The organism is Algoriphagus mannitolivorans DSM 15301 (assembly GCF_000429425.1).
GTDB classification, from domain to species: Bacteria; Bacteroidota; Bacteroidia; order Cytophagales; family Cyclobacteriaceae; genus Algoriphagus; species Algoriphagus mannitolivorans.
The window spans coordinates 311,512-334,314 of sequence record NZ_AUBV01000007.1 but is presented as its reverse complement, the minus strand read 5'-3'; the positions used below and the strand labels follow the sequence as shown (position 1 = coordinate 334,314).

At 41.7% G+C, this 22,803-nt stretch carries 21 protein-coding genes; 4 read left to right on the top strand and 17 right to left on the bottom strand.

Features of this window, described 5'->3' with window-relative positions:
• Positions 1-341 precede the first annotated feature (341 nt).
• From G458_RS0109810 to G458_RS0109785, 5 genes are all read right to left on the bottom strand, one after another.
• The gene (locus G458_RS0109810; protein WP_026951754.1) at positions 342-1,448 is read right to left on the bottom strand and encodes a hypothetical protein; all 1,107 of its coding nucleotides are present in this window, start codon (positions 1,446-1,448) and stop codon (positions 342-344) included.
• Positions 1,449-1,461: 13 nt separating this feature from the next.
• Positions 1,462-2,544, bottom strand: coding sequence for a DNA adenine methylase (locus G458_RS0109805; RefSeq protein WP_026951753.1), 1,083 nt, complete (start codon positions 2,542-2,544; stop codon positions 1,462-1,464).
• Between the two features lie 462 nt (positions 2,545-3,006).
• On the bottom strand, positions 3,007-3,570 hold the full coding sequence (locus G458_RS0109795; RefSeq protein WP_026951751.1) for a helix-turn-helix domain-containing protein: 564 nt from the start codon (positions 3,568-3,570) through the stop codon (positions 3,007-3,009).
• Between the two features lie 183 nt (positions 3,571-3,753).
• Positions 3,754-6,216 carry a TonB-dependent receptor domain-containing protein gene (locus G458_RS0109790; RefSeq protein ID WP_026951750.1) on the bottom strand — a complete coding sequence of 821 codons (2,463 nt, stop codon included), beginning with the start codon at positions 6,214-6,216 and terminating at the stop codon, positions 3,754-3,756.
• Positions 6,217-6,261: 45 nt separating this feature from the next.
• A complete protein-coding gene (locus G458_RS0109785; RefSeq protein ID WP_026951749.1) occupies positions 6,262-7,011 on the bottom strand; it encodes a TMEM175 family protein in 750 nt (249 codons plus the stop codon).
• Positions 7,012-7,162: 151 nt separating this feature from the next.
• Here G458_RS0109785 and G458_RS0109780 point away from each other — a divergent pair, with 151 nt between their 5' ends.
• From G458_RS0109780 to G458_RS0109770, 3 genes are all read left to right on the top strand, one after another.
• Positions 7,163-7,747, top strand: coding sequence for a Crp/Fnr family transcriptional regulator (locus G458_RS0109780; RefSeq protein WP_026951748.1), 585 nt, complete (start codon positions 7,163-7,165; stop codon positions 7,745-7,747).
• 66 nt (positions 7,748-7,813) lie between these two features.
• Complete coding sequence (locus G458_RS0109775) at positions 7,814-9,016, top strand: MFS transporter (RefSeq protein ID WP_026951747.1); 1,203 nt, start codon at positions 7,814-7,816, stop codon at positions 9,014-9,016.
• A 72-nt stretch (positions 9,017-9,088) separates the two neighbouring features.
• Complete coding sequence (locus tag G458_RS0109770; RefSeq protein WP_026951746.1) at positions 9,089-9,298, top strand: hypothetical protein; 210 nt, start codon at positions 9,089-9,091, stop codon at positions 9,296-9,298.
• A gap of 53 nt (positions 9,299-9,351) precedes the next feature.
• Here the strand turns inward: G458_RS0109770 and G458_RS0109765 are convergent, their stop codons facing one another.
• The 8 genes from G458_RS0109765 to G458_RS0109725 form a co-directional block, all read right to left on the bottom strand.
• The gene (locus tag G458_RS0109765) at positions 9,352-10,701 is read right to left on the bottom strand and encodes a transglutaminase-like domain-containing protein (RefSeq protein ID WP_026951745.1); all 1,350 of its coding nucleotides are present in this window, start codon (positions 10,699-10,701) and stop codon (positions 9,352-9,354) included.
• Between the two features lie 18 nt (positions 10,702-10,719).
• Entirely contained in the window at positions 10,720-11,481 is a 762-nt protein-coding gene (gene madM / locus G458_RS0109760) for a malonate transporter subunit MadM (protein ID WP_026951744.1), read from the bottom strand.
• Entirely contained in the window at positions 11,474-11,839 is a 366-nt protein-coding gene (locus tag G458_RS0109755; protein ID WP_026951743.1) for a malonate transporter subunit MadL, read from the bottom strand. Before G458_RS0109755 ends, madM begins: the two co-directional genes overlap by 8 nt.
• Entirely contained in the window at positions 11,836-13,317 is a 1,482-nt protein-coding gene (locus tag G458_RS0109750) for an acyl-CoA synthetase (RefSeq protein WP_026951742.1), read from the bottom strand. The genes G458_RS0109755 and G458_RS0109750 overlap by 4 nt, the downstream gene beginning before the upstream one ends.
• A gap of 75 nt (positions 13,318-13,392) precedes the next feature.
• Complete coding sequence (pgl, locus tag G458_RS0109745; RefSeq protein WP_026951741.1) at positions 13,393-14,067, bottom strand: 6-phosphogluconolactonase; 675 nt, start codon at positions 14,065-14,067, stop codon at positions 13,393-13,395.
• The gene (gene zwf / locus G458_RS0109740; protein ID WP_026951740.1) at positions 14,064-15,449 is read right to left on the bottom strand and encodes a glucose-6-phosphate dehydrogenase; all 1,386 of its coding nucleotides are present in this window, start codon (positions 15,447-15,449) and stop codon (positions 14,064-14,066) included. The genes pgl and zwf overlap by 4 nt, the downstream gene beginning before the upstream one ends.
• Positions 15,450-15,509: 60 nt before the next feature.
• Positions 15,510-16,169, bottom strand: coding sequence for an ROK family protein (locus G458_RS0109735; RefSeq protein WP_026951739.1), 660 nt, complete (start codon positions 16,167-16,169; stop codon positions 15,510-15,512).
• Between the two features lie 269 nt (positions 16,170-16,438).
• Positions 16,439-17,053 (bottom strand): NAD(P)-binding domain-containing protein, encoded by a 615-nt coding sequence (locus G458_RS0109725; RefSeq protein WP_026951738.1) that lies wholly within the window; start codon positions 17,051-17,053, stop codon positions 16,439-16,441.
• 864 nt (positions 17,054-17,917) lie between these two features.
• Here G458_RS0109725 and G458_RS0109715 point away from each other — a divergent pair.
• A complete protein-coding gene (locus G458_RS0109715) occupies positions 17,918-18,760 on the top strand; it encodes a hypothetical protein (protein WP_026951737.1) in 843 nt (280 codons plus the stop codon).
• 23 nt (positions 18,761-18,783) lie between these two features.
• Here the strand turns inward: G458_RS0109715 and mnmE are convergent, their stop codons facing one another.
• From mnmE to G458_RS0109695, 4 genes are read right to left on the bottom strand one after another with little or no spacing between them, the layout of a single operon-like run.
• Positions 18,784-20,166 (bottom strand): tRNA uridine-5-carboxymethylaminomethyl(34) synthesis GTPase MnmE, encoded by a 1,383-nt coding sequence (mnmE, locus tag G458_RS0109710; protein ID WP_026951736.1) that lies wholly within the window; start codon positions 20,164-20,166, stop codon positions 18,784-18,786.
• Positions 20,163-20,621 carry a thioredoxin family protein gene (locus G458_RS0109705; RefSeq protein WP_026951735.1) on the bottom strand — a complete coding sequence of 153 codons (459 nt, stop codon included), beginning with the start codon at positions 20,619-20,621 and terminating at the stop codon, positions 20,163-20,165. Before G458_RS0109705 ends, mnmE begins: the two co-directional genes overlap by 4 nt.
• Positions 20,622-20,623: 2 nt before the next feature.
• Positions 20,624-21,520: a metal ABC transporter permease gene (locus G458_RS20525; RefSeq protein WP_051287169.1), complete on the bottom strand. Its 897-nt coding sequence runs from the start codon at positions 21,518-21,520 to the stop codon at positions 20,624-20,626.
• Positions 21,507-22,802, bottom strand: coding sequence for a metal ABC transporter permease (locus tag G458_RS0109695; protein WP_026951734.1), 1,296 nt, complete (start codon positions 22,800-22,802; stop codon positions 21,507-21,509). The genes G458_RS20525 and G458_RS0109695 overlap by 14 nt, the downstream gene beginning before the upstream one ends.
• Position 22,803 lies beyond the last annotated feature (1 nt).

Below are 22,803 nucleotides of genomic sequence, written 5' to 3'. Positions count from 1 at the left end.
GATCTGGCTTTCGGTAAATCTTGACTTCTTCATACAGTTTAAAGTTAGTGACTTTGTCGTCTTTTAAACTGTCCAGTTTTTGGGGAAGCTTACAGTTCGGGCGGGTTTCGGAGCACAAAACGGTCAACCAGCACTGAACTTGAATAGAAGCACAAAGCTCCATGTTTGCACGTCACCCCGCCTGACGCAAAACCCGTGTTAGGTGCTGCCCTTCTTTTCTGTCGTGTTGTTGTCTATCCATTTTACTGCTGTCTTGGTGCGTTGGCTTGGTGGCTCTTTTGCAAAACTTGGCTTTAGCGTGGGCTTGTGTGGTTTTGCAAATGTGCCACCAAATGTCTTGGCTATTTTACAACAAAAATTATATCTGTCAATGCAGTAAATGTTTGGGGTTTACCTTTGAAATTGAAACTTACCTTTAAGTCGTCAATTTTCTTAGTTCCAAAATTATCTAAGTATGAAATAATCGTTGGTTTTAAAAGGTCGAGATTTCTTTTTAGTTTCCAAGAACTATTGAAGTCGTCCGTGTCCACAAGCACAAGAAACAAGCGGTTTTCAGAACCAAATCGCATCTCACCTTGATTTTCGTATAGCCAAGTCGCAAGAACTTTTGGATTAGCTTGAACTTCGTTAAGAATTTCAAGTTTCTCTTTTTTTAGAGTATTCAAAACATCATTACAGAAAGCGTCATTTCTGTCTTTCATCTTTTCAACTATTTCATAAAAGATGTCAGCAGGTTTCGCTTTTTTATCAAAAACAATTTTAGCTTCTTCTGCTTTCTTTTTCAGAAAAGTTAATTCAACAGGGTAACCTTTTTCTTTGCGTTTATCTTTTATGTATTCAGCGGGTAAATAAGTTACTTTCAAGTCGAAAGGAACATTGTTGATGAAAAAATCAACGCTCTTTATTTGTCCTACTGTTGGTAAAACTGTTGGGTGTGATTTAAAAATATGTTCGATTAAAATGCTACTCCAGTGATTATACCAACTGTTCAAAACATAACCTTGAACGGCAATATTAATTTCGGTTTCAAACTTTGAAATAAGCGTGTCATAAGATTTGTGAACTTTGACGTAATGACTCACTAAATATTTGTCCAAAGAGTTTTGATAATCGCCACCCCAATCAAAGTTTTTCAGCTTATAGAGTTCAGAAACTAATTGAACTGTATCAAGTTTACCAACTTGTTTTCCGTTTTCTTCTCTGATGAAGTTATCTAAAATTTTATGGGAATTAACTGGGTCTTTTGAAAGTAGCTCAAATAACTCAACAAATTGCTTGGCTAAAGCTGTTTCCTTTAAAGTGATTGAATTACTTTTCAAAAACTCAGCAATAAGTTCTTTACGAACTATTGATTTTGTTTTGAGCCAAAGCAATCCGATTGTATCGTTACTAAACTCTTCAAGTTTTTCACTTTCGTGTTGTTTCTTCCAGTAATTAAAGTCCTTCATTTACTAATTCCTGTTAATGATTGGTTTTTACAAAATGTTTCTTTTTTGGTTTGCAGACAAACAAAACTTCTTGACTACCTGCAACGCTTCCTTTTCCACCCCTGCCATTGTGATAGGTTTTTGTTTCAACCCTAACATCTCTATATTTTGAAATTAGTTTTTCAAATTCTTCAATTCCCGGATAACTACGATTGTTGTAACTGATTAACCAATTTGGGATTTCTTCTGAAAGTTCAAATAGTTTTACAAACGAATTTATAACATCACGTTTTTTGTCAAACCCACTTATACGCTGTGGCTCATATCGTTTGATGCCATTAATAAATTTTTTGTCTTTCCAATATTCGGTATACGTTTCAAGCAGATGGTAAAATCCTTGATAATCTGCGTGACTATCGCAATATGGCGGGTCAAAATATGCTAAATCAACATTCTCAACTGTCGGCAATAACTCTAAAATGTTTTTGTGGAAACTTTGATTATCTTGTTTATTGTCAAACACTGCATTGTTGTATTTAGGCAACAGTTCTTCAAAAATTTCTTTTATTGGTCTTACTAAACTGCGATTTCGTTTAATTCTTTCAGGATCATTTGCATAAACCAATGCTTGCGTATGACCAAAATGCCCCATTGTGATTTTCCTTGTCATACTGCGATTTATTACTGCAAATGCAATTGCTTGCTTTATTGGATTGTCAAGCAAGGAGATGTTTGCCCTGAAATTATCTAAAAAAGCGGCTTCTTCTTTTTCAAAGAACACATTAGTAAAAGTGCTTTCAATCAATTCAAAATCCTTCTTGTTATTTGCTGAAGCAAATAAAATTTTCAAATCATCTTCATTGAGTTTTGTGTCTTTGTTTTGAATTAAAGCTAATCCTATTTGGTTGTTGAAGTTCAAAAAATCGTTTGTAATTGTCTTGTATCCAAGTTGTTTAAACAGAAACGCAACCGACTGTGAACCTGCAAATGCGTCAATTGCTGTTTTTACATTGTCAGGTATAAACTTTTTTATCCAAGCCAAATGAGTGTGTTTAGCACCCAAATATTGTGGCTCTGGAAACTGGTAAGTGAAATATGTGTATTCTTCAAAAAGCATTTTTATCTATTTGTTTTTCAAGTCGGCAAGTTACGATTTTTGGCTCTTTAATTGACGATTACCGTGTCCAAATTATCAACCGTCCCACTTGTCGGGTGGTTGGTGGGCTTGGGTGCGATTGGGCAAAATAAAATGTGCTGCAAGTGTTGGCTTGTGTATCGGGTTGCAGCTCTTTTTATTTTGCGAAGCGTTGGCATTTTGTCTGTCTTTTACTGTCTGTTTCAATGTTGTTGTGCTGTCAAATAGGGTTGCACCTAACTTGTTTATTTGTGCACCTTTGGTATACATATTGCCCATATTTGGATGTGTATGTGCACCATTTGGGCTTTTTATCTTTGAAAAAAATTCAAAAAATCTTTTCCTTAAATCCTTCTGAAGATAGGATTTAGTTCAAATATTCAAAAGAGAAATTATTTAGAAAAGAAAAAATAGTTTGTTTTCTGGTTTTTTTGGGGATTGGGCTTAGATCCTGTCCAAGGTTCTACGATTGGCCTGCCCGTTTTTTTTGAATTCACTGGGGGTCATGCCGGTTTCTTTTTTGAACTGGGCGCTGAGATAGGCCACAGAGCTGTAGTTCATCCTGTAGGCGATTTCGGAAAGGCTCAGTTCATCGTAAAAAAGGTATTCCTTGACTTTCTCAATCTTTTGCAGGGTATAGAAGCGTTCGATAGTCATGCCCTCCACGGAAGAAAACAACTTGCTCAGCCCGGTATATTCTTGGTGGAGTTGTTCGGATAAGTAGGAGGAGAGGTTTTCGTGAAGGGTTTCACTTTTGTGATGCACCAGTTCGATGATCAGGGTTTTGATCCGGGAGATCAGCGCGGATTTTCCGGGTTCCAGGAGTTCAAAACCCCGCTTTCTTAGGGATTCGGAAATCTTTTCCTTTTGAGGCGTAGTGATTTCCTGAGCCAAACTGACTTTTCCCAGTTCCACCTGGGCATCCAGATTTTCTTCGGCAAAAATTTCCGCCACTGCTTCGATGCAGCGGGGACAGACCATGTTTTTGATAAGTAGGGTGTTGTTCATTTTATTTGTCAACGGTCCACAGTTTGCAGTCAACAGTCCACAGACCACAGTCGACCGATTCTAGACCTTTAGTATGAATGTAATAAAAAGCGACATTTTTTAGACGAATTTCCTACCTGAGAAACTCAGAAAACCGACAACATACAACCCACAACCGACAACCCACAACCGACATCAGAAATCCTAAAACTCCTTTTCTCCAAACTCAGACTTCACAAATTTCGCCCGGTTTTTAGAACGGTTCAAAGTATAGGATAAGTTCAGGACAATCACATCCACTTCATAGATATAATTCGTCGTGGTGTAAAATTCACCATCTCTCCAAGTAGTAATTCGTTGTTCATTGGATTTCAACAAGCCTAAATCCATATTTTGCCAGAGCAGGTTGAGCGCCAATTGCCCTTCCATAAAAGTCTTTCGAATATTCAAAGAAGGTTGATAGAATCGGCTGTCTTCTCCCTGTGCCGTCACTCGCTTGGAAAGGTAATTCAAGGTAAACTGTGAACTCAGGGTCTTGGTGAAATTGTAGGTGGTGTTGAAGTTATAGGAATAGACCCATGAGGCTTGGTCAACGGGGCGATTGTCAAATTTCCCGAGAATAGAGTAGTGGTACACATTTCCGCCCAAATATCCTTTCCACTTTTTAGAGAAAAAGATCTCAGTTCCCAGCTCAATTCCGGCCGATTCAGCCCTACCCACGTTGGAGTAGATTCGGTTGAGAATCGTGTCATTATAGACAGTATTCACCCGGTTGACCAGGTTGTTGATTTGGGTGAAATAGGCCGTGGCAAAAAAGCTATTGTCCTTCCAAGTCTTAATAATTCCGGTTTCCAGGGTATTGATGAATTCTGGGAGGACATTGGGATCGCCCTGTTCCAAGGTTTCGGAATGCTCTCTCTCCGGAAATGGGTTCATTTTGAAGGTTGTCTCCCGTTCCACGCGCTGGGTAAAGTTGAGTTTCCAGCTTAGATTCTCTTTTGCCTGATAGCTGATATTGCCACTGAAAAAAGGCCGGATATAATCATAGCGATAGGTGGTATCTACCAAACCGGTCTTATCCTGAAGGAGGAATTTCCGATCCATGATTTCGGTTCGGACACCTGCTCCGAAGGACCATTTTTCTTGTTTTTTATCCCACTGGAGATATCCTGCATGAATCACCCGTTTTAAATCTACAGAACTGGAAAATTCAGGGACCATCTCGAAAATCCCAGTTTCATTGTTTTTCCGCTCGTAGAGAAAGTCTCCAAAATGATCCAAAAACCGATATTGATAGCCTATTTGGAATTTTCCCCAAGGACTTGGCTTGAAGGAATAATCCAGATTGTACCGGAATCCTTTGAGCGGGTTATCATTGGTATTGTACTCATCTTGGTAAATAAAATCTAGGTCTGGGAAACCCAAGTTCCGGTTGATGGTCGGCCCGCCAAGCATGCTGTATTCGTAGAGGATAGAGGTGCTGAGCTTGGATGAGTTGGGGAAAATATGAGAAAAGTCCAAGCTCCCCAGGGCAAAGTCACCCCGGCGATTTTGATCGTTGGCATTAAAGTATTGGAAAGAGGTGCTTTTCCCACCAGAAAATTCCCGGCGATTGTCAAAGTACAAAATGTCCGCTGTTCTCACCCGATCCCGAACTCCCGCATATACCCCAAAACTGAAGGAATTGGCGGCATTTGGATTGTATCCCAATGTAAATCTCCCGGAATAATTGAGTTCATCGATGCTTCTTTCTCCTTCCGATGGGAAAAAGGTCGTCGTGTCCCCGTCAATTGTGTACACATTCCCGACACGGCGACCGGATTGATCATTTCTTTGGTAGCTCGCTCCAAAGGAAAAGTCCCATTTTCCTTTGAGGTAATTCAGGTTGATATCGCCCCCAAAGCGTTTTTGTGTGTCTTTGTTGTCATAATTCTCAATAGAGGGAAAACCAAAGCGGCTGTTGATTTGCAAGTAAAGGCCATCTGTTGCCCCTTTTTTGGTCACGATATTGATTATTCCAGCTTTTCCTTCCGAATCGTACTGAGCCCCCGGTGTGGAAAGCCATTCCACCTTTTCAATGCTGTTGGCGGGCAATTGACCCAAAAGAGCCATAGGATCTCCTTGGGTTGGCCGCCCGTTAATCATGACCACAAATCCAGTATTTCCCCGGATTGCCAAGGCTCCCTCGCCATTAATGCTCACTCCGGGAAGGTTTTTTAAAACATCGGCAGCGGTTCCACCTCTGGAAGCTTCAAAGTTTTCGGCAGAGAAGCTCTGCTTTTCAGGACGGAAATCCGTGGAAATCCGCTGTCCTTGTACGTCTATTCCCTGAAGATTTTGGGCATTGATTTCCAGGAAAATTACCCCTAGGTCCAATTTTTGATTTTTTTCCAGTTTGATCCCTGAGATAGTTTCGGTGCCATATCCCAAAAAACTAGCGGTCAGGTAGTAGGTTCCCGGCGGGAGTTTTTCTATTGAAAAGTTACCTTCCAAATCCGTAATGCCACCATCAGCCAAAGTGCTATCTTGGGCCTTAAATACTGCCACAGAGGCAAATTCCAAAGGTAATCCTTGGGTTTTATCCTGGATTTTCCCCCTGATCTGAGTTTGGGAAAAAGCCATAGCCGAACTAAAGCAGAGAATGAAAAAAATGACGACAGTTTTCATGGACTAAAAATATTGCCTTTGAAAGGCTATCAGGAGTTTATTTGATCAGTGGTTATTTTTTTGAAAATCCTGAAGCTTTTTGCCGCCTAGGTAACCCGCTAAGGGCATGAGTAAGGGGTAGAGTAAGTAAATAAATCCGGAGTACATGAAGGTGTAAGATCCCGCCAACTCGAAATAGGCAAATAAACCTGAAAGCATGGGAATCCCCCCGGCTATACTATTCATGAGGATGCTGTTTTTGGTAAGGGCGACTTCCAAAGGGCTAAGACTTAAGTCCTGACTTTTTTTCAGTGCTCGGTAATTGAGCCATACGAATACGAAAAAGATGGCCGATGCTCCCAATCCATAAATAACCATCAATTCGGGAGCGTCTTGTAGTGGTAATTTTTCCTGAAACAATTGACTCATCAGCTCCCGATCGTTCATAATAAGTGATCTATAGATTTGAATCAAAACCTGAAAAAGAAATTTGAGCGGGTAGGTATAAAAAAGGACCAAAAACAACAAAATGGTATTGATTGCGGTAGTGCTGGCATCCCGAAGCCCAAAACGGATAAAGAACAAATAATGCTGGTACCAAATCGTCATCAGGATGGAAATCGTCCCGGCAAAAGGAATAAAGTCCTGAATAAAAATTTTCAGTTCGGCAAAAGTTTCGGGAGGGGAACTTGATAACAACAGGAGACCGATGGCTATCGCAAAAACCCCGTCGCTAAGGGATTCTATCCGGGTATTTTCCAATCCCCGAAGGCTAAAGCCGAGATTAGATTGAGTATTTGAAATTTTTGATTTCATGTTAAGAAAGTCGGCGTAATTAGAAAATATAAAATAAAGAAGCCTAGATTTCAAAAATTTGTAGAGAAGAAATACATCGATTATTTTAAGCAGTAAGCATCCAAAAAATTACCTTTCACTTGAGCGGAAACCTTCATATAGATTTTACCTAATGCTTCAGGCAGATCAACTTAAACCCTTATTTGATGTTTTCAATCTGATTCAACCGCTTTCCTTCCAGGTTACAGAGGCACTTAAACCTCTTTGTCAGCTCAGGTATTTTAAGAAGCATGAGGAAATTCAAGCAATCGGAGCCACCTGTAAGACTGTATATTTTGTCTTTTCGGGAGCGGCAAGGATTTTCTATTTGAAAGATGGACATGAAGTAACCGAGTATTTCGCATTTGAAAATGATCTGATTATAAGGGCAGAAAGTTTATTCACCGGCAATCCCAGTAAAAAGGCAATTCAAGCTTTGGAGAACTCCAATGTAGTCGCAATTTCCTCCGAAGCTTTATTTAGGCTCTTTGATCAATATCCTGATTTAGAAAAGCTTTTCAATAAATTGGTACAAAGGTCTTATGTTGAGACGCTTAAACGCTTGGAAAACCTTCAGTTTTTGACTGCAGAGGAACGGTACCGAAAGTTGCTCACGGATCATCCGGAAATCATTCAAAAAATCCCCCTTAAATACATTGCATCCTATTTGGGAATTACTCAGGTCAGTTTGAGCCGTATCCGTTCCAGTCTTCGGTGATTTTTTTAACATATGTAAAAGGAATCTATTCCAGTTTACAGGAGCTTTGAAATCAAATCAAAATGGATGATGCAGATTTCAGGACTTAGGGCCAACTGGAAGCAGTTTACTTTGTTGGTGGTGATTAATGCCTTTGTAGGAGGGATCATCGGGATGGAGCGAACAGTGTTTCCCAAGTTTGCTGTAGAGGTTTTTGGGATTGAGTCTCATTTAGCGATGCTTTCTTTCATTGCTGCCTTTGGTTTGAGCAAGGCCATGATGAATTACTTTTCGGGACGATTTGCGGCTGATTTTGGAAGGAAAAATCTACTCTTGTTGGGATGGCTGGTCGTTTTGCCGGTACCTCTGATTTTAAACTTCACAGAATCCTGGATTTGGGTCATATTTTCCAATATTCTTTTGGGTTTTAGTCAGGGATTGACCTGGACCAGTACGGTGGTGATGAAGATTGATTTGGTCGGAGAAAAAGACCGGGGGCTGGCCATGGGACTTAATGAATTTTCGGGGTATTTGGCTTTGGGACTAACAGCGATCCTTAGTGCAAGTTTGGCTGCAAAATTCGGAATTAGGCCGATTCCCTTCTGGGTCATGGAAGGGATAGGAGTTTTAGGTTTGATTTTTTCATTTTTTGCAAGAGATACCCAAAAGTTTGTGGACCAAGAATCCGCTCAGGCCCCAAGTCCTGAAAAAACTCATGTGTTTTGGGATACAACCTGGAGAGACCGAAGCCTGAGTGCTGTGACTCAGGCAGGATTGGTCAATAATCTGAATGATGGAATGATCTGGGGTTTGTTTCCGGTATTTCTAATCGCAAAGGGCATTGGACTACAAGGAGTCGGGGAGATAGCAGGGATTTACCCAGTAGTTTGGGGAGTGGGACAATTATTTACAGGGAAAATGGCCGATCATTTTTCCCATAAAAAATTACTTTTTTGGGGGATGTTGATTCAGGGCTTGGGAATTATGAGTTTGGTATGGTTTGATTCTGCTTGGTCTTTTAAGATAATATTAGGCTTTCTAGGACTAGGGACTGCTTTAGTTTATCCCACATTTATGACAGCAATAGCCGCCAGAACGCATCCTCAGCAAAGGGCAGAAAGCTTGGGTGTATTCCGACTTTGGAGGGATTTGGGATATGCTTTTGGGGCTTTGCTTTCCGGCATAATTGCGGATAAATTGGGAGTTGAAACGGCTATTATGTCGGTTGGGGGAATAACTTTGTTGTCCTCTATAATTTTAAAAGTTAGGATGCCAAATAGGGTTTATTAAAATTTAATTTTCCTTGCTTTATCACAGTTTTTTGTAAATTCAATCAGAAAACCACCTTAAAACATTCAAATTATGAAGAAAATCAGAACATCCTTGTCTCTTATGGCAGCAGCCGCTTTCTTATCTGTAACCCTTTTCACTTCCTGCGGAGGAAAGAAAGATGAAAACACAGAAGAGGCTACAGAACAAATGGAAGGTGAGCATCCTACAGAAGGTGAACATCCGGAAGGAGAGCATCCGATGGAGGATTCCACCGCTACTGACAGCACTGCATCTGCTTAAGGAGATCAGCTTAAAAGAATAAGGGTTGCCATTTCGGCAACCCTTTTTTTGTTTTAGGATTTTCGCTGGAAGGTAAATCGGGTAGGGGCTTTCACTTCCTTCCCTGCAATCTCCAGATAAGGATAGGCCAGAAAATTGATCGGACCAGATGCCGGAGAAGGGCTGACTTGTAAATCCCGACCCCGGGTTAATTCGATCCGGTTGGCAGGATGTCTTCCGAAATAATAGGTGGCCAAGGCGGTGTATTTATTTGCCTCACTGATGTCCACAGGCCACCATTTTCCATCGGCATAGAATTCCGCCCAGCAATGGTATCCATCGATTCCCCCTTCATTTCGGTCGGATGGGATGGATGCACCAATGGCAAATCGGGATGGAATTCCCACCGATCTAGCCAAGGAAATAAAGAAGGAATGGAATTCAGAGCAATTACCGGTTTTGGAGTCGCAGGCATAATTGGAATCTCCCCGGCCAAAATCCCCAAACTTCATGTAGCGCATGTTATCAATGATGTAATCGTACAAGGCACGGGCTTGAATCAGATGGGATTCTCTGATTTTAGGTCCCAAAGCTTCTTTGGCAATTTCTTCAAATCGTCCTCCTTTCGGCATCAGGATGTTTGAAGCTAGGTCAATCTCAGGATTTGGGGCAGGAGCTTCGTAAGGGCCTTTTTCCTTTCGCTGTACCGCATAGGAAATCTGAATTTCTGTGCCGCTTTGTTCGGGACCCAACTCCATAAAAAGCAGCGTATTTTTATTCACAGGATCATTTAGACGCTGAGCTTTCACCGGAGTGGAGATTTCCAGGACTTTCACTTCCTGAAAAGGATCTGATTCCGCCAAGGGAATCCAGATTTTGGCCTTTTCTTTCAAATGAGGAACCGTTACGGTATAGTAAAATTCGAAATTGTCCTTTCCTTCAATGACTCCCAAAAGGGTATTGTCTGTCTGTTCCATAGGTACTCGATACCAGGTTTTATCTTTCTTTTGTTTCCAACTGTAAAAAGGCTTGCCATTCAGTTTGTGCACGGTAGTCTGGGTCACCTTCATCTCTCCGGGCTTCCCTTCCATGAAAAAATCCACATCAAAGACTTCTCCAGATTCATCCACCAAATCCACACAAGCGAAATGACTTTCAGGGCCCAAATTGGATAGGTATTCGGTATGTACTCGAACAAGCTTCATTTTCAGGTCATGGTTTTCATCTTTGACCGGAAAAATACCTCCGTTTTCGGCGGAAGTTTTGTCGATATAAGCCTTGATTCCTTCTTCAATTTCAGCGATAGAAATCCTTGGTTTTTGGGGCTCAGAGGCAATTTTTTCTTCCTTTTTGGCACAAGAAGCCAGTAATAAACAGGCTATGGTCAGGAGGATAACTGAAAGAAGTAAAGGAGATTTTTTCATGATTGGTTTTCAATTTCTTCAGCCCACAATCGCTGAAAGTATCAGGTAAAATAAGGATGGACAGACCAAACATCCAATTCCGGTGTAGAAAGTGGCAGTGACTGCACCATAGGGAACCAGCTTAGGATCGGTAGCTGCCAAGCCTGCCGCAACTCCGCTGGAAGTTCCCATAATTCCTCCAAACGCCATAGCCGAACCGGGACTTTTGAGGCCGATCTTCGGAGCCAAAATGGGGGTGAAAATGGTCACGGCAATGGTTTTGACTACGCCTGTGCCTATGCTTAAGGCGATTACTTCCGAGCTTGCACCCAAAGCTCCTCCCGTGACCGGACCTACGATGTAGGTGCAGGCACCCGCAGCAATGGTACAAATGCTTACCGCATCCCGATAGCCCATGATCCAAGCGAGGGCTGCACCGACTGTAAAGAAGATTCCAATTCCTAAAACCAGAGAGATGAGGCCCAAAAATCCGCTTTTCCGGATCAGCATAAAGCTGGCTCCGATAGCGGTAGCCACGATGGCGAAATCCCGAAACATGGATCCACCGAGCGTTCCTAGTCCCTTAAAAAAAGGAATGTCAGCGATGCCCTTTTCTCCATCGGCCCAAACTCCTCCCAAATATCCAAGGACTAATGCCAGAAATATGGCAATGGCAGAACCCGGAATTCTGGAATTGAGAACTTTTTTGGAAAAAAGGTTGGTCAGCCAAGTCAAAGCCCCAACGATGAGGAAGGCGACAACGAGCCCATTCTTATCCAAAACCAGATTGAACTCATTCATGATTTAGGGAGGGAAAAGCCTTGATCAAATATTTGAATACCCAGAAAGCCGCCAGGACCGGAATGATCCCCGCCAAAATTGCCAAAGTGCCAGAAGACAGGGCCGCTTTTACATTCAGACTGGCTGCCATAGCGATGACTACGGGTATGTAGAGTTTGTTCCAAAACTCGATTCCAAAACCCATATCGGTATTCCACCAACCTTTTTGCTGGAAATATTCCTTGATCAGCAAAAGGAAAATCATGGCAAAACCAACTCCACCTACATTGGCATCGATACCCAGCCAGGTGCCGAGCAATTCGCCACACCACATGCCCAATAAAAAAGAGAAAGAAAGTACCGCAAGCCCTTGGATCATGAAAAGAGTTTTTTCAGGTCATTTTTGACGACTTTTCCCATGGCATTTCTGGGGAGATCTTCCAAAATGATATATTTTCTAGGAGTTTTATAGGCAGGCATTTGCTCCCGCATCCAATGATTTAAAGCTTTTATATCCACCTCTTCCAGGGTGACCAAAGCAGCCGACACCAATTCACCCCATTCCTCATCGGGAATTCCGACTACCCCGCAATCTTTGATCGCAGGATGCTTTCGCAATATTTCCTCGATTTCCAAGGCTGAAATTTTATACCCTCCGGATTTGATGATATCCACGGAATCACGGCCAAGAATTCGGTAGTATTCGTCCTCTACTTTCGCAATATCGCCGGTTTTGAACCAGCCATCTTTGGTGAATGATTTGACAGTTGCCTCGGGTTTTCCCCAATATTCTTTGAAAACAGAGTCTCCCTTGATTTGGATTTCTCCAGCTTGGCCTGAGTCAATAAGGTTATTTTGCTCATCGACCAGTCTTACTGAAACCCCGGGAAGTGGTTTTCCTATGTATCCGGCTTTTCTTGGGCCTTCGTAAGGATTGCTGATTGCCATTCCGATCTCGGTCATTCCATAGCGCTCCAAGAGGTAGTGACCGGAGATTTCTTTCCATTTTTCCATCACCGAAACCGGCAAGGCGGCAGAACCTGAAACCATCAGGCGGAATTGTTTCATGCATTCCCGCAATTGATTTTGGGCTTCCTTTGAATAAGATTCAAATTCTGAAATCAGCTTGAAATAAATCGTGGGAACAGCCATAAAGACATTGACTTTACTTTCTTGAAATACTTCAAAAACCTCCTTTGCACTAAATGGATGAAGGAATTGAACACTTGCCCCAGACCAAAGCGCAGAGGAGACGACATTGATAATCCCGTGAACATGATGGAGTGGGAGCAGGCAGATGGTGTGATCATCAGAACTCCATTTCCAGGCTTCCACCAAGGTGGAAATCTGGGATTCTATGTTTGAGTGGGTGGTCAAAACTCCTTTGGGAAGGCTTGTCGTTCCAGAGGTGTACAGGATCATCGCACCTCTGTCCTTGGAAATCTTGGGAAAGGAATTCTTGGAAATGGATTGCTTCAAATCTTGCAGAGTAAGCATCCGAATCCCTTTTTCCACAGCATATTCCTTTAGGATTTCTTCGTATTCCGGCCCTACAATCAGGATTTCTGCCTTAGTGTCTTCCAAGACATAGGTCAAAGAGGGCAGGGGGTAAGTGATGCAAAGCGGGACAGCTATTCCACCGGCCTTCCAGATTCCCCATTGGGTTTTGACATAATCAAAGCCAGGACTGACCATGAAAGCCACTCGACTTTGGTTCAAGTCTGATTTACCTTGAAGTAAAACAGAGGCTACTTGATCGGAGCTTTCGGTGAGTTGTTGAAAAGTAAAAGAACCCGAAGGGTCTATAATGGCGGTTTTGTTTGGAAGAGAGTGAGCTTGGGTAAATAGGTTGAGCATTTTGGGTAATTTTTTGAAATATAACCAATGAGGCTCACCAAAAAAAAGCCTTCCGGTTTGGAAGGCTTTTGAAATTTAAACTTGATCCGTAATGAGGAGTGCATTTTCCTGACTGACTTTCCCGGCGGGAATATTGGGATCCTTGGAAATCAATCTCTGAACCATTTCCTTTTTCTCTTCGCCCGTTATCACCCAAAGGATTTCTTTGGCTTTATTGATAACAGGATAGGTCAAAGTCATGCGATTTCTCCCTTGATAGGGACTAGCGGTCATGGCGACATCTTTGTCATAGACCTCACAAACTTGGTCACCAGGAATTAAAGAAGCCGTATGTCCATCAGCTCCCATTCCTAAATGCACCAAGTCCAAAATTCCATCTCCTGTGATTTCCTTGATCGTATTGGCATAGTCGGCACAAGCCTCTTCGAGGTTTTCGGCGACGACCGGCATCGGGAAAATATTCACTTTGGTGATGATCCCAGTGCCTTCCAAGGTTTTGAAAAGCTGGGTGAGATTTCGGTCAGGATGTCCATCGGCGGCTTCCCGCTCATCGACTTGGAAAATATTAACTCTACTCCAAGGTAAAGGTGCTTTGGCCAGCAACTTCAGCATTTGCCAAGGGGTTTTCCCTCCGCTGATTGCCATAGAGAACGAACCTTTCTCCTTGATGGAGTCTCTGATTTTTTGTTCCAGGTATTTTGCAGCGCTTTCGGCTACCTGTAATGAGTCGGGATGGCTTTCTATTTTCACGCTTTATTTTTTTTAACGACCGGGTTGCTCCAACCTCCGGGAGGAACGATCAATTCATCTACATTTTCAGGGCCCCAAGTTCCGGGCTCATACTCAAATACCGGACAATCCGAGGCCAAGTAATCGTCAATGATTTTCCAAGCATCCTCCACATAGTCTTGACGGGCAAATTGGGTAGGATCTCCTGCCATGGCGTCAGTCAATACGCGCTCATAAGCATCCTTTTCATTCGGGAAAGGAGTTGGATTTCCCTGCACCTCCGACATTACGGATTGCATGTCCTCTTCCGGTGCCATAATTAACATACCAACTGCCACAATCACATCCGGACTTATGCGAAAACGGATATAATTCGGTTCAGTGGCAATAGTGGAATAGGCAGAAGGGAGGTGACGAAATCTCACCACAATTTCTGTACAGGTGACGGGAAGATTTTTTCCTGCTCTTATGTAGAAGGGAACACCTTCCCATCTAGGAGAATTGATATGAAGTCGAATCGCTGCAAAGGTCTCTGTCTTGGAATTTTCTTTGACAGCTTTCTCTTGCAAATAGCCCTTGTATTGCCCTTTCACTACATCCTGCCCTCTGAGAGGAGCGATGGACTGCAATACCTTGACCTTTTCATCCCGGATAGATTCATAGTCCAAAGCCTTTGGAGGCTCCATGGTCAAATTGCAGAGAATTTGAAACAAGTGGTTTTGAATTACATCACGAATGGCTCCAGTTACATCGTAGAATGCACCTCTTCCTTGGATCCCAAAATCTTCCGCCATGGTGATTTGCATGGACTCGATATGATCTTTATTCCAAATCGGTTCAAAAAGTGAGTTTACAAATCGGAAAAAAGACAGATTATTCACCGGTCTTTTGCCCAAATAATGGTCAATTCTGTAAATGGAACTTTCCGAGAATTTGGAGAGCAGTACCTTATTCAATTCTCTGGCAGAATTAAAATCTGTCCCAAAAGGCTTTTCTACGATTACTCTGGCTCCTTTGGCACAACCGGAGAGGTCAAGTTGCTGGATAATCTTGGAAAATAAAACCGGAGGAATTGCCAGGTAGTGGGTAGGGTTTTTTGCGTCTCCCAAGGCTTTTCTGATTCTTGAAAAGGTCTCAGGATCAGTATAATCGCCTCCTACAAACTGAAGATGGCTGCAGAATTTTTCAAAAGTCTCTTCATCGTATTTTCCGTGCTGCTGAATACTCTGACGAGCTCTTTCCTGAAGTTTTTCCAAATCATAATCTCCTCGAGCCACACCAATGATCGGAACAGAGAGATTACCTCTCTTGATCATCATGTTGAGAGCTGGGAATATTTTTTTGAAGGCTAGATCACCTGTGGCACCATAAAATACCAAGGCGTCTGATTTTACTTGAGCCATAAAGCTGGTTTGTATGCGAATTTTAGGCTGAATTCTGCCTGATTTGATGAGTTGGGCCTATTAAACTTTATAAGTCTTTTCCCATAAGCGGAAACCTCCAGTGAAGGCATTTTTGTTCGATCCTAGGCGACATTTTTCAGGAATTTGCTCTAATAGCTTTGAATTTCCACCGCCAAGGACGATTTCGTCAGGTTGAAAGCAATGGCGAAAGTGCTCAATGGTCTTATAAACCATCTCTTTCCATTTCGTCTTGCCCAGTTTTTTCATGGCTGCATTCCCGACATGGCTTTCAAATGTTCCGAGTTTGAAAGGGAGGTGTCCCCCTTCCAAGGGAAGAATAAGATCTTCATAGACCATGGCAGTCCCCAAACCAGTACCGAAACCCATGAAGAGAAGTTTTCCTCCTTCATAGCTACCTAAGGCCTGCATGGCTGCATCATTGATGATTTTCACAGGGCATCCAAATGCTTTGGCGAAGTCAAAACCTTTCCATCCGCCTCCCATATTTACCGGATCTGCGACGATGACTCCGTGTTTTACGACTCCGGGAAATCCAATTGAAATGACTTCATAAGGCCAGTCTTTGGCTGCTTCCTTGACCAAGGGCACTAAATCTTCGGGCTTAAAGTCACTTCCAGAAGGGATTTTGATACGTTCAGGCTGATTGGTTGCCAAAATTTTGATGTTGGATCCTCCTATGTCGATGACTAGTACGTTCATTGAGATTTAAGTTCTGGTTTTTAGGGTAAGCAGTTCAAAATTAGAACCAATCACTCATTTTTTGTAATTAATCAGAATTTTTTATCAATCCAATTAGGTAAATACTTGAATTGCAATATATAATCTACTTAATCTGAATATTATTGAAATAAAATTTTAAAATTTTAATAATTTCTATGGATTGGTGTTTTTTATCCTGCCTCAGGAATAAAAAAGGCGGAGAAATTTCTCCGCCAAAAAGGGTGATTTTCAAAAAAATGAAAGACCTACTAAGCTGCGGAATTGACCTTACGCGCAGAGGATTTACTGGTTTTCCCGGATAATTTGGCGTTGGGAAGACAAAACTGCTCCGTCAATTCTTCATTTTGCTTGTTGGTAATATCAATGGCTTTAAACCCGATCAATTCTATGAGCCTTTTTACTCTGATTTTGTCAGGAATATCTTCACCACAGTAGTAAGTTTCCTTGATTTTCCTGAGTGGATCATGAAGGGGATAATCGATTCCGAGATTATTAAATGCGCCGAATAGATGTGCTTTTGGAGCGGCTTTCTTGATCATTCTGGTGTTAGAGACGGCCAGTTTATCATCGTGATGAGACTCCGTGCAATCAATCAGTAGCTTTCCATGGGTATCCACATTCTCCAAGGCCGCACAGATTTCCTGCAGGCTCGAATTTTCACAGCAGATTAAAATAATTTCTGCTTGGATTATAGCAGACTCATAAGGACAGATCCGATTTCGAAGCCGATTGAGCATTTTCCATTCTTCATTTTCGGTATCAAAATCATGCCTTACTCCAAAAACCACGGTTAGTCCTGCGTGGATATATTTTTTTCCCAATGTATTCGCGAGAGTAGTCCCGCCTAAAATTCCCAGCTTCATAATCAATGAAATGGTTAGAGTGACAATAATTCTTTGGTTTTTATGGGAGGAAATTTGTCTTATCCCGCATAAACCATTGAAAACTAGGATAAAAGAATAATATATCAAAATAAAATTTTGAAAAAAATTAAAAAACAATATATTATTCATTTTAGGAATTATGAAATACAAAAAACAACTTTCCAAATAAATTAGCTTGAAAAAGAAAAAATTTCTGGTTGTAAGTCTTTGATAATAAGTGATTCAATTTCATCTGAGAAGGCATAGAATTTTTGGAGGGCTGCTACACTACTTTTTACTTCAGTAAAATGATCTTTATTGGGGATATGGGTTTAAAAAAAATACCTTTCAGAATAAAAAATAAAGTTTTCTAAAAAATAGGTTTAAAAAGTGATCAAAAAATTTACATATTGTGTCAAATTTTAAAAATCAGGTTTAAAATCTGATTTAGCCCAAAGTAACCTGGTCGAATTCTGCTTTACCCTAGTAAAGTTTGAGTTCATGCTTTTTCCAGAAGAATATAACCAAACCTGCATAACTCATGTCCAAATCATTTTCTCGTCGAGATTAGCTCAAATCTACCATTCTCGCATCTTCAGGCTTTATGGCTGCACCGGCCTTTGCCTCCATTCCAGAAAAAAACCTAATTCAGTATAGCCCAAATAGTACTTCTAAATAAATTGCAATAGGTTTGATTGACTGGAAACGCCCGATGAATTTCATTGGGCTTTTTTTATGGATTTCTGGTTTAGGAAAAAGGCTCCTGATTGCTTTGGGTTTCAGTTAATTCAAGTTCAGGAGGTTTTATGCATGATTTCTCGCTGGATATTGGTAATTTTTTAATGATTTAAAGTATATCCACCTATGAAAAAAAATAATGCTCTCTTTTTTGCAATCGGGTTATCGGTTTTGGTCTCTAATGTTTTTGGCCTTTCATTTCCTTTGAAAGAGGGGAGATTTGATATAGAAAAGGACTTATTGCTTGTTCAAATGGACTGCAAAACAGACGTGGATGATATTCATACCGCAGCGGCATTTTTTACTTTGATGTCTCATCCAGATTTTTCAAAAATCAATTATTACCCGGTGGCGGGTACTTATGGAATTCAGGAAGGGCTTTACGTGTCTCCCAACGAGGTTCTTAATCTAGCTTTTGGAAGCAAATGGGCGGATGCACATGAGGATGCGGATAGAGCCCTGAAAGTGGTATTGAAAAAGGCCATGAAGACCCTCAAATCAGGGGGAGATGTCTGGATAGCAGAGGCTGGACAGTCGGATTTTACTGCGAGGCTGGTCAGGGAATTGCAAATAGCCAGACCTGATTTGAATCTACGTGAAAGAATTCACGTAGTGCAGCACAGCAATTGGAACGAAGAAGTTACTTCCAAAAGCAGCCTTGAATTCATCAAAGCCACTATAGACTACCATAAAATCCCGGATGGAAATGCTGTAGGAAATGGCACACCAGGATTCCGTACTCCTGGATATTCTCAGTGGAAAAGTGAGATTTCTAATTCTAAACTGAGATCAGTTTGGGATTTAGCAGTAGAAATTGGGCTAAAATACAATGGAGTAGAAGGCAGATACAACAACAATGCGATAGAAGAAAATGGCTTGGACTTTTCAGATTTAAGCGAAGTCTGCTGGATTTTGGGATTGGAAGAAATTAAAGACACAGAGGAATTTTTTCGGAGGTATGCGTATTGAGTTCGGCTGATAAGTAGAAATTCTTACTTCCCGATACAAAACTTCGAAAAGATATTCGCTAGCAAGTCATCAGTAGTCACTTGCCCGGTAATTTCTCCGAGATAGTGCAAGGCTCTGCGGATATCCATCGCCAAGAAATCATTGGTCACTTCATTGTCCAGTCCAGTTAAAACTTCTAGGAGGGATTCTCTGGTTTTAGTCAAGGAATCGTAATGTCGGATATTGGTGACAATGGTGTTACCGGTTCTGAATTTGTCCAAGTTTACCAGCTCCAGAATCTTCGCTTTTAGGCCTTCCAGGTTTTCTTTTTTACCCGCTGAGATAAAAATAGTGTCCGGATGCTTTTCGTTTAACTCTTTGATAATATTCTCCTTAGCCTTATCTGTTTTATTCGCTACTTTCAAGAAAGGGACTCCCAAATTTTCCAGTTTATTGATGTCCCGGTTGATCTCGACAAGGTCTGTATCACTCAAGTCAAACAGATAAAGGATCAGGGAAGCGGTCTTCATTTTTTCCTGAGTTCTGCTCACGCCAATCGCTTCAATGGTATCTGTCGTTTCCCGAAGTCCTGCGGTATCAATAAATCGGAAGATCACGCCACCAAGAGAAATTTCGTCTTCGATAAAGTCTCGAGTTGTGCCTGCGATATCGGAAACGATAGCTTTTTCTTCATTGAGCAGGGCATTGAGTAGGGTGGATTTTCCTGCATTGGGCTTTCCGGCAATCACTGTTGGAATCCCGTTTTTGATCACATTTCCTAAATCGAAACTGAGAATTAACTCTTCCACAATTCTCAGGATCCTTTCCACCAATAAGCGCAGATCATCTCGGCTGGCGAATTCTACGTCCTCCTCGACAAAGTCCAGTTCCAATTCGATCATGGAAGCAAAGTGAATCAGTTGATTTCTCAATTCCTGAATTTCAGAGGAAAAACCACCTCTCATTTGGTTGAGAGCAGCCTGATGGCTGGTTTCAGAATCGGCGTGAATCAAATCTGCTACTGCTTCTGCCTGAGCAAGGTCAAATTGTCCATTGAGGAATGCCCGCTGAGTAAATTCACCTGGTTTTGCCAGACGGATCCCTTTTCGGACAAATAGTTTGATGACTTGATTGATGATGTAGGAAGAGCCATGGGTGGAGATTTCCACCACATTTTCCTTGGTAAATGATTTGGGAGTTTTAAATATGGAAACTAAAACTTCGTCGATGATTTTTTCCCCATCTCGTATGGTTCCAAAATGAATGGTGTGCGAGGGCTGCTCTTCCAGATTTTTCCCCAAAAAGACCTCATTGGTGACTTTTATGGCGTCTTTTCCGGAAAGTCTGATGACTGCAATGGCACCAACTCCCTGTGGAGTGGCTAAGGCGATGATGGTGTCTTCTCGCTCAGAAAGGTTGAAACTCATGGTTTGATTCTAAATGCTTTTTCCAGCAATTCATTCAGTCCGGAGATAAATTGTTCCGGCTGTCGGTATCCGGGCAATTGGGCGATGTTTTGAAGTTTGGGCTCTATCAGAACGAAATTAGGGTAGGAGTTTACCCGCATCGCTGCAGCCATTTGAGCTTCGTTATAAGTTTTGCCCATGAATTCAAAGGTACGTTGGGTATCCTCCGCATTCATTTTGACAGCATAAAAGTTTTTTGAGATGTAATCGACCACCTTCGGATCGGTGAAAGTTTCGGCATCCATTTTTTTGCACCAGCCACACCAATCGGTATAAACGTCCACTAGGATCATTTTGGGGTTTTTAGCATTCATCGCCACAGCTTCTTCAAACTTCATCCATTTGATTTGAGCCTGAGTAGTTAGGCTTAATGTTAATCCCAAGAATACCAGGGCTATAAATTTCATCTTCTTCATGTTCAAATTCCTAACGGTTTACTCTCTTTGGGAGTTCCTTTAAACCAGGATGGTTTTTTACCTTTAATCAAAGCGCTTGCCAAGAAAAATCCTCCTGCTACTGTCACCATCATTCCAGCGATGGAGCTGTCCATCCAAAAAGCAAGGTAATATCCCAAAACCGAAATCAAAATGGCTAGAGCAGCAGTGAGTTTAAGAAGAGAATTCAAACTTTTTGTCCAAAGGAAAGCGGTAGCTGGCGGAACTGCGAGCAGTGCTACTACCAAGATGGCTCCCACAGATTCAAAGCTGCTCACTGTGGTGTAGGAGACCATACTCATCAAAGCTAAGTTGACACCCTTAGCAGGAATGCCCATTACAGAGCTAAAGTTTTCATCGAAGCTAGTTAATACCAACTCCTTAAATAACAGATAGATAAAAACGCCTACAAAAAGAAGATTCAGGCCTGCCAACCAAGTGATTCTAGGACCTAAATTCAAACCGCTTTTGGTGATCCAAAGGTCAATGGGTAAATAAGCTATTTCCCCATAGAGTACACATTCCTGATCCAAGTCAACCTTATAGGCAAACATGTTGATCAAGATAATCCCGATGGCAAATAGAAGGGTGAAGGTGATTCCAATGGAAGCATCCAGTTGGACTTTGGCTTTTTTTCGGAGGCCTTCAATCATAAGGGTAGCCAAAATCCCCAATAAACCTGCACCGATAATCACTTCTAGGCTTCGTTGGCTTCCAGAGACAAAATACCCAATGACGATTCCCGGAAGAACTGCATGGGAAATAGCGTCTCCGGTCATAGACATTTTGCGGAGCATCATAAATACTCCCAAAAACCCACAGGAAATAGCGATCAGGGTTCCTGTCAGAATGATAAGAAAAGCATTGCTATCGAAGGTCATTTTTTTCTCGGGGGATAGTTTCTTGATGTGGATCCAGGCTAGGGAAGTTGAGTCGCTTCTCCAGCAATTCTTCCAGTTCCGGCGTAAGCAAGTGTTCCATTTGTTCAGCGGATTCGTGAACATGATCCGGCGCGATTTTTAGGGATTCATTGAGGTAAAGTTCCCAAAGTCTATGTAATCGAACCACTCTCATTGCTTCTGTAACCCCTGAATCAGTTAGAATTATAATTCCTTGATTATTATATATATAGCCAACTTTATTTAAATCGATGATAGACTGGTGAATTTCCTTTTTCTGGAAAGGGTAGAGCTCATAGATTTTATCAATGAGCAGACCTTTTTGTCCTTCTTCCAATGCCTTGTAAAGAGACTTCAAAAGATGGTCTCGATGTGTTTTTCTCAAGTAATTTTTCCGTTTGAGATACCGGAAAATAATTCCGCTTTTGGGAGAAACCAGAAAAGAAATCAAAGCAAAGAGGGATAGGAAAACCACCACCCAAGGGCCGGTAGGCATTTGAGGAATGACAAAGGAAATGTAGGTGCCCAATATGCCTGACAAAATCGAAAATAAGGCCGCCAAGATCAAAAGCGAGTTTAGACGGTCAGTCCAAAATCTTGCAGCAGCTCCGGGGGTGATCAGCAAAGCTGCCATCAAGACTACTCCGATTGCCTGAATTCCTATCACTACTGCCAAAATCATCAGGACATTGAATAAGAATCTGATTCCATTTATTGGAAAACCAATCGCTCTGCCAAAAGCAGGATCGAAAACCATCAGTCTAAATTCTTTTAGAAAGACTGTAAGCACTAGAATTATGGTCAGGGAGAGTCCTCCATAAATCATCAAATCGAATTCTGAGATTCCGATGGCATTTCCAAAAATGAAGGAATTCAAACCTGCAATTTCTGGATTTCCGGACTTTTGCAAGGCCGTCAGCATCACAATTCCAAATCCAAAAAAGACGGACAGTATTGTAGCTATGATTGAATCCTCGGATAGTTTGGTGTTCTTTTTCAGCCAGGAACTCAAAAACGTAGCCAAGCCCCCAGCAAGGAAAGCTCCGGTTACGATGTAAAGAGGGTTCTTTTCTCCAGCCAAAATGAACCCCAAACAAATACCGGGAAGTACGGAATGAGAGATGGCATCTCCCAAAAGGGCCTTTTTATCCAAAAAGGAAAAAGTTCCCACATAGGCCGAACCAATCCCCAGAAGCGTTATACCAATGACCACCCAAGCGATGGAGGGATCCTGAAATGTGAAGAAATAAACAAAGTCTTCCATG

Excerpts from the sequence above, each read along its gene's own strand:
- G458_RS20525 (WP_051287169.1), bottom strand. The coding sequence starts at position 21,520 with ATGACCTTCGATAGCAATGCTTTTCTTATCATTCTGACAGGAACCCTG.
- G458_RS0109775 (WP_026951747.1), top strand. The coding sequence starts at position 7,814 with ATGATGCAGATTTCAGGACTTAGGGCCAACTGGAAGCAGTTTACTTTG.
- G458_RS0109795 (WP_026951751.1), bottom strand. The coding sequence starts at position 3,570 with ATGAACAACACCCTACTTATCAAAAACATGGTCTGTCCCCGCTGCATC.
- G458_RS0109705 (WP_026951735.1), bottom strand. The coding sequence starts at position 20,621 with ATGAAGAAGATGAAATTTATAGCCCTGGTATTCTTGGGATTAACATTA.
- G458_RS0109770 (WP_026951746.1), top strand. The coding sequence starts at position 9,089 with ATGAAGAAAATCAGAACATCCTTGTCTCTTATGGCAGCAGCCGCTTTC.
- G458_RS0109750 (WP_026951742.1), bottom strand. The coding sequence starts at position 13,317 with ATGCTCAACCTATTTACCCAAGCTCACTCTCTTCCAAACAAAACCGCC.
- zwf (WP_026951740.1), bottom strand. The coding sequence starts at position 15,449 with ATGGCTCAAGTAAAATCAGACGCCTTGGTATTTTATGGTGCCACAGGT.
- G458_RS0109805 (WP_026951753.1), bottom strand. The coding sequence starts at position 2,544 with ATGCTTTTTGAAGAATACACATATTTCACTTACCAGTTTCCAGAGCCA.
- G458_RS0109715 (WP_026951737.1), top strand. The coding sequence starts at position 17,918 with ATGAAAAAAAATAATGCTCTCTTTTTTGCAATCGGGTTATCGGTTTTG.
- G458_RS0109735 (WP_026951739.1), bottom strand. The coding sequence starts at position 16,169 with ATGAACGTACTAGTCATCGACATAGGAGGATCCAACATCAAAATTTTG.
- G458_RS0109725 (WP_026951738.1), bottom strand. The coding sequence starts at position 17,053 with ATGAAGCTGGGAATTTTAGGCGGGACTACTCTCGCGAATACATTGGGA.
- G458_RS0109785 (WP_026951749.1), bottom strand. The coding sequence starts at position 7,011 with ATGAAATCAAAAATTTCAAATACTCAATCTAATCTCGGCTTTAGCCTT.
- G458_RS0109790 (WP_026951750.1), bottom strand. The coding sequence starts at position 6,216 with ATGAAAACTGTCGTCATTTTTTTCATTCTCTGCTTTAGTTCGGCTATG.
- G458_RS0109810 (WP_026951754.1), bottom strand. The coding sequence starts at position 1,448 with ATGAAGGACTTTAATTACTGGAAGAAACAACACGAAAGTGAAAAACTT.
- G458_RS0109780 (WP_026951748.1), top strand. The coding sequence starts at position 7,163 with ATGCTTCAGGCAGATCAACTTAAACCCTTATTTGATGTTTTCAATCTG.
- mnmE (WP_026951736.1), bottom strand. The coding sequence starts at position 20,166 with ATGAGTTTCAACCTTTCTGAGCGAGAAGACACCATCATCGCCTTAGCC.
- G458_RS0109695 (WP_026951734.1), bottom strand. The coding sequence starts at position 22,802 with ATGGAAGACTTTGTTTATTTCTTCACATTTCAGGATCCCTCCATCGCT.
- G458_RS0109755 (WP_026951743.1), bottom strand. The coding sequence starts at position 11,839 with ATGATCCAAGGGCTTGCGGTACTTTCTTTCTCTTTTTTATTGGGCATG.
- G458_RS0109765 (WP_026951745.1), bottom strand. The coding sequence starts at position 10,701 with ATGAAAAAATCTCCTTTACTTCTTTCAGTTATCCTCCTGACCATAGCC.
- madM (WP_026951744.1), bottom strand. The coding sequence starts at position 11,481 with ATGAATGAGTTCAATCTGGTTTTGGATAAGAATGGGCTCGTTGTCGCC.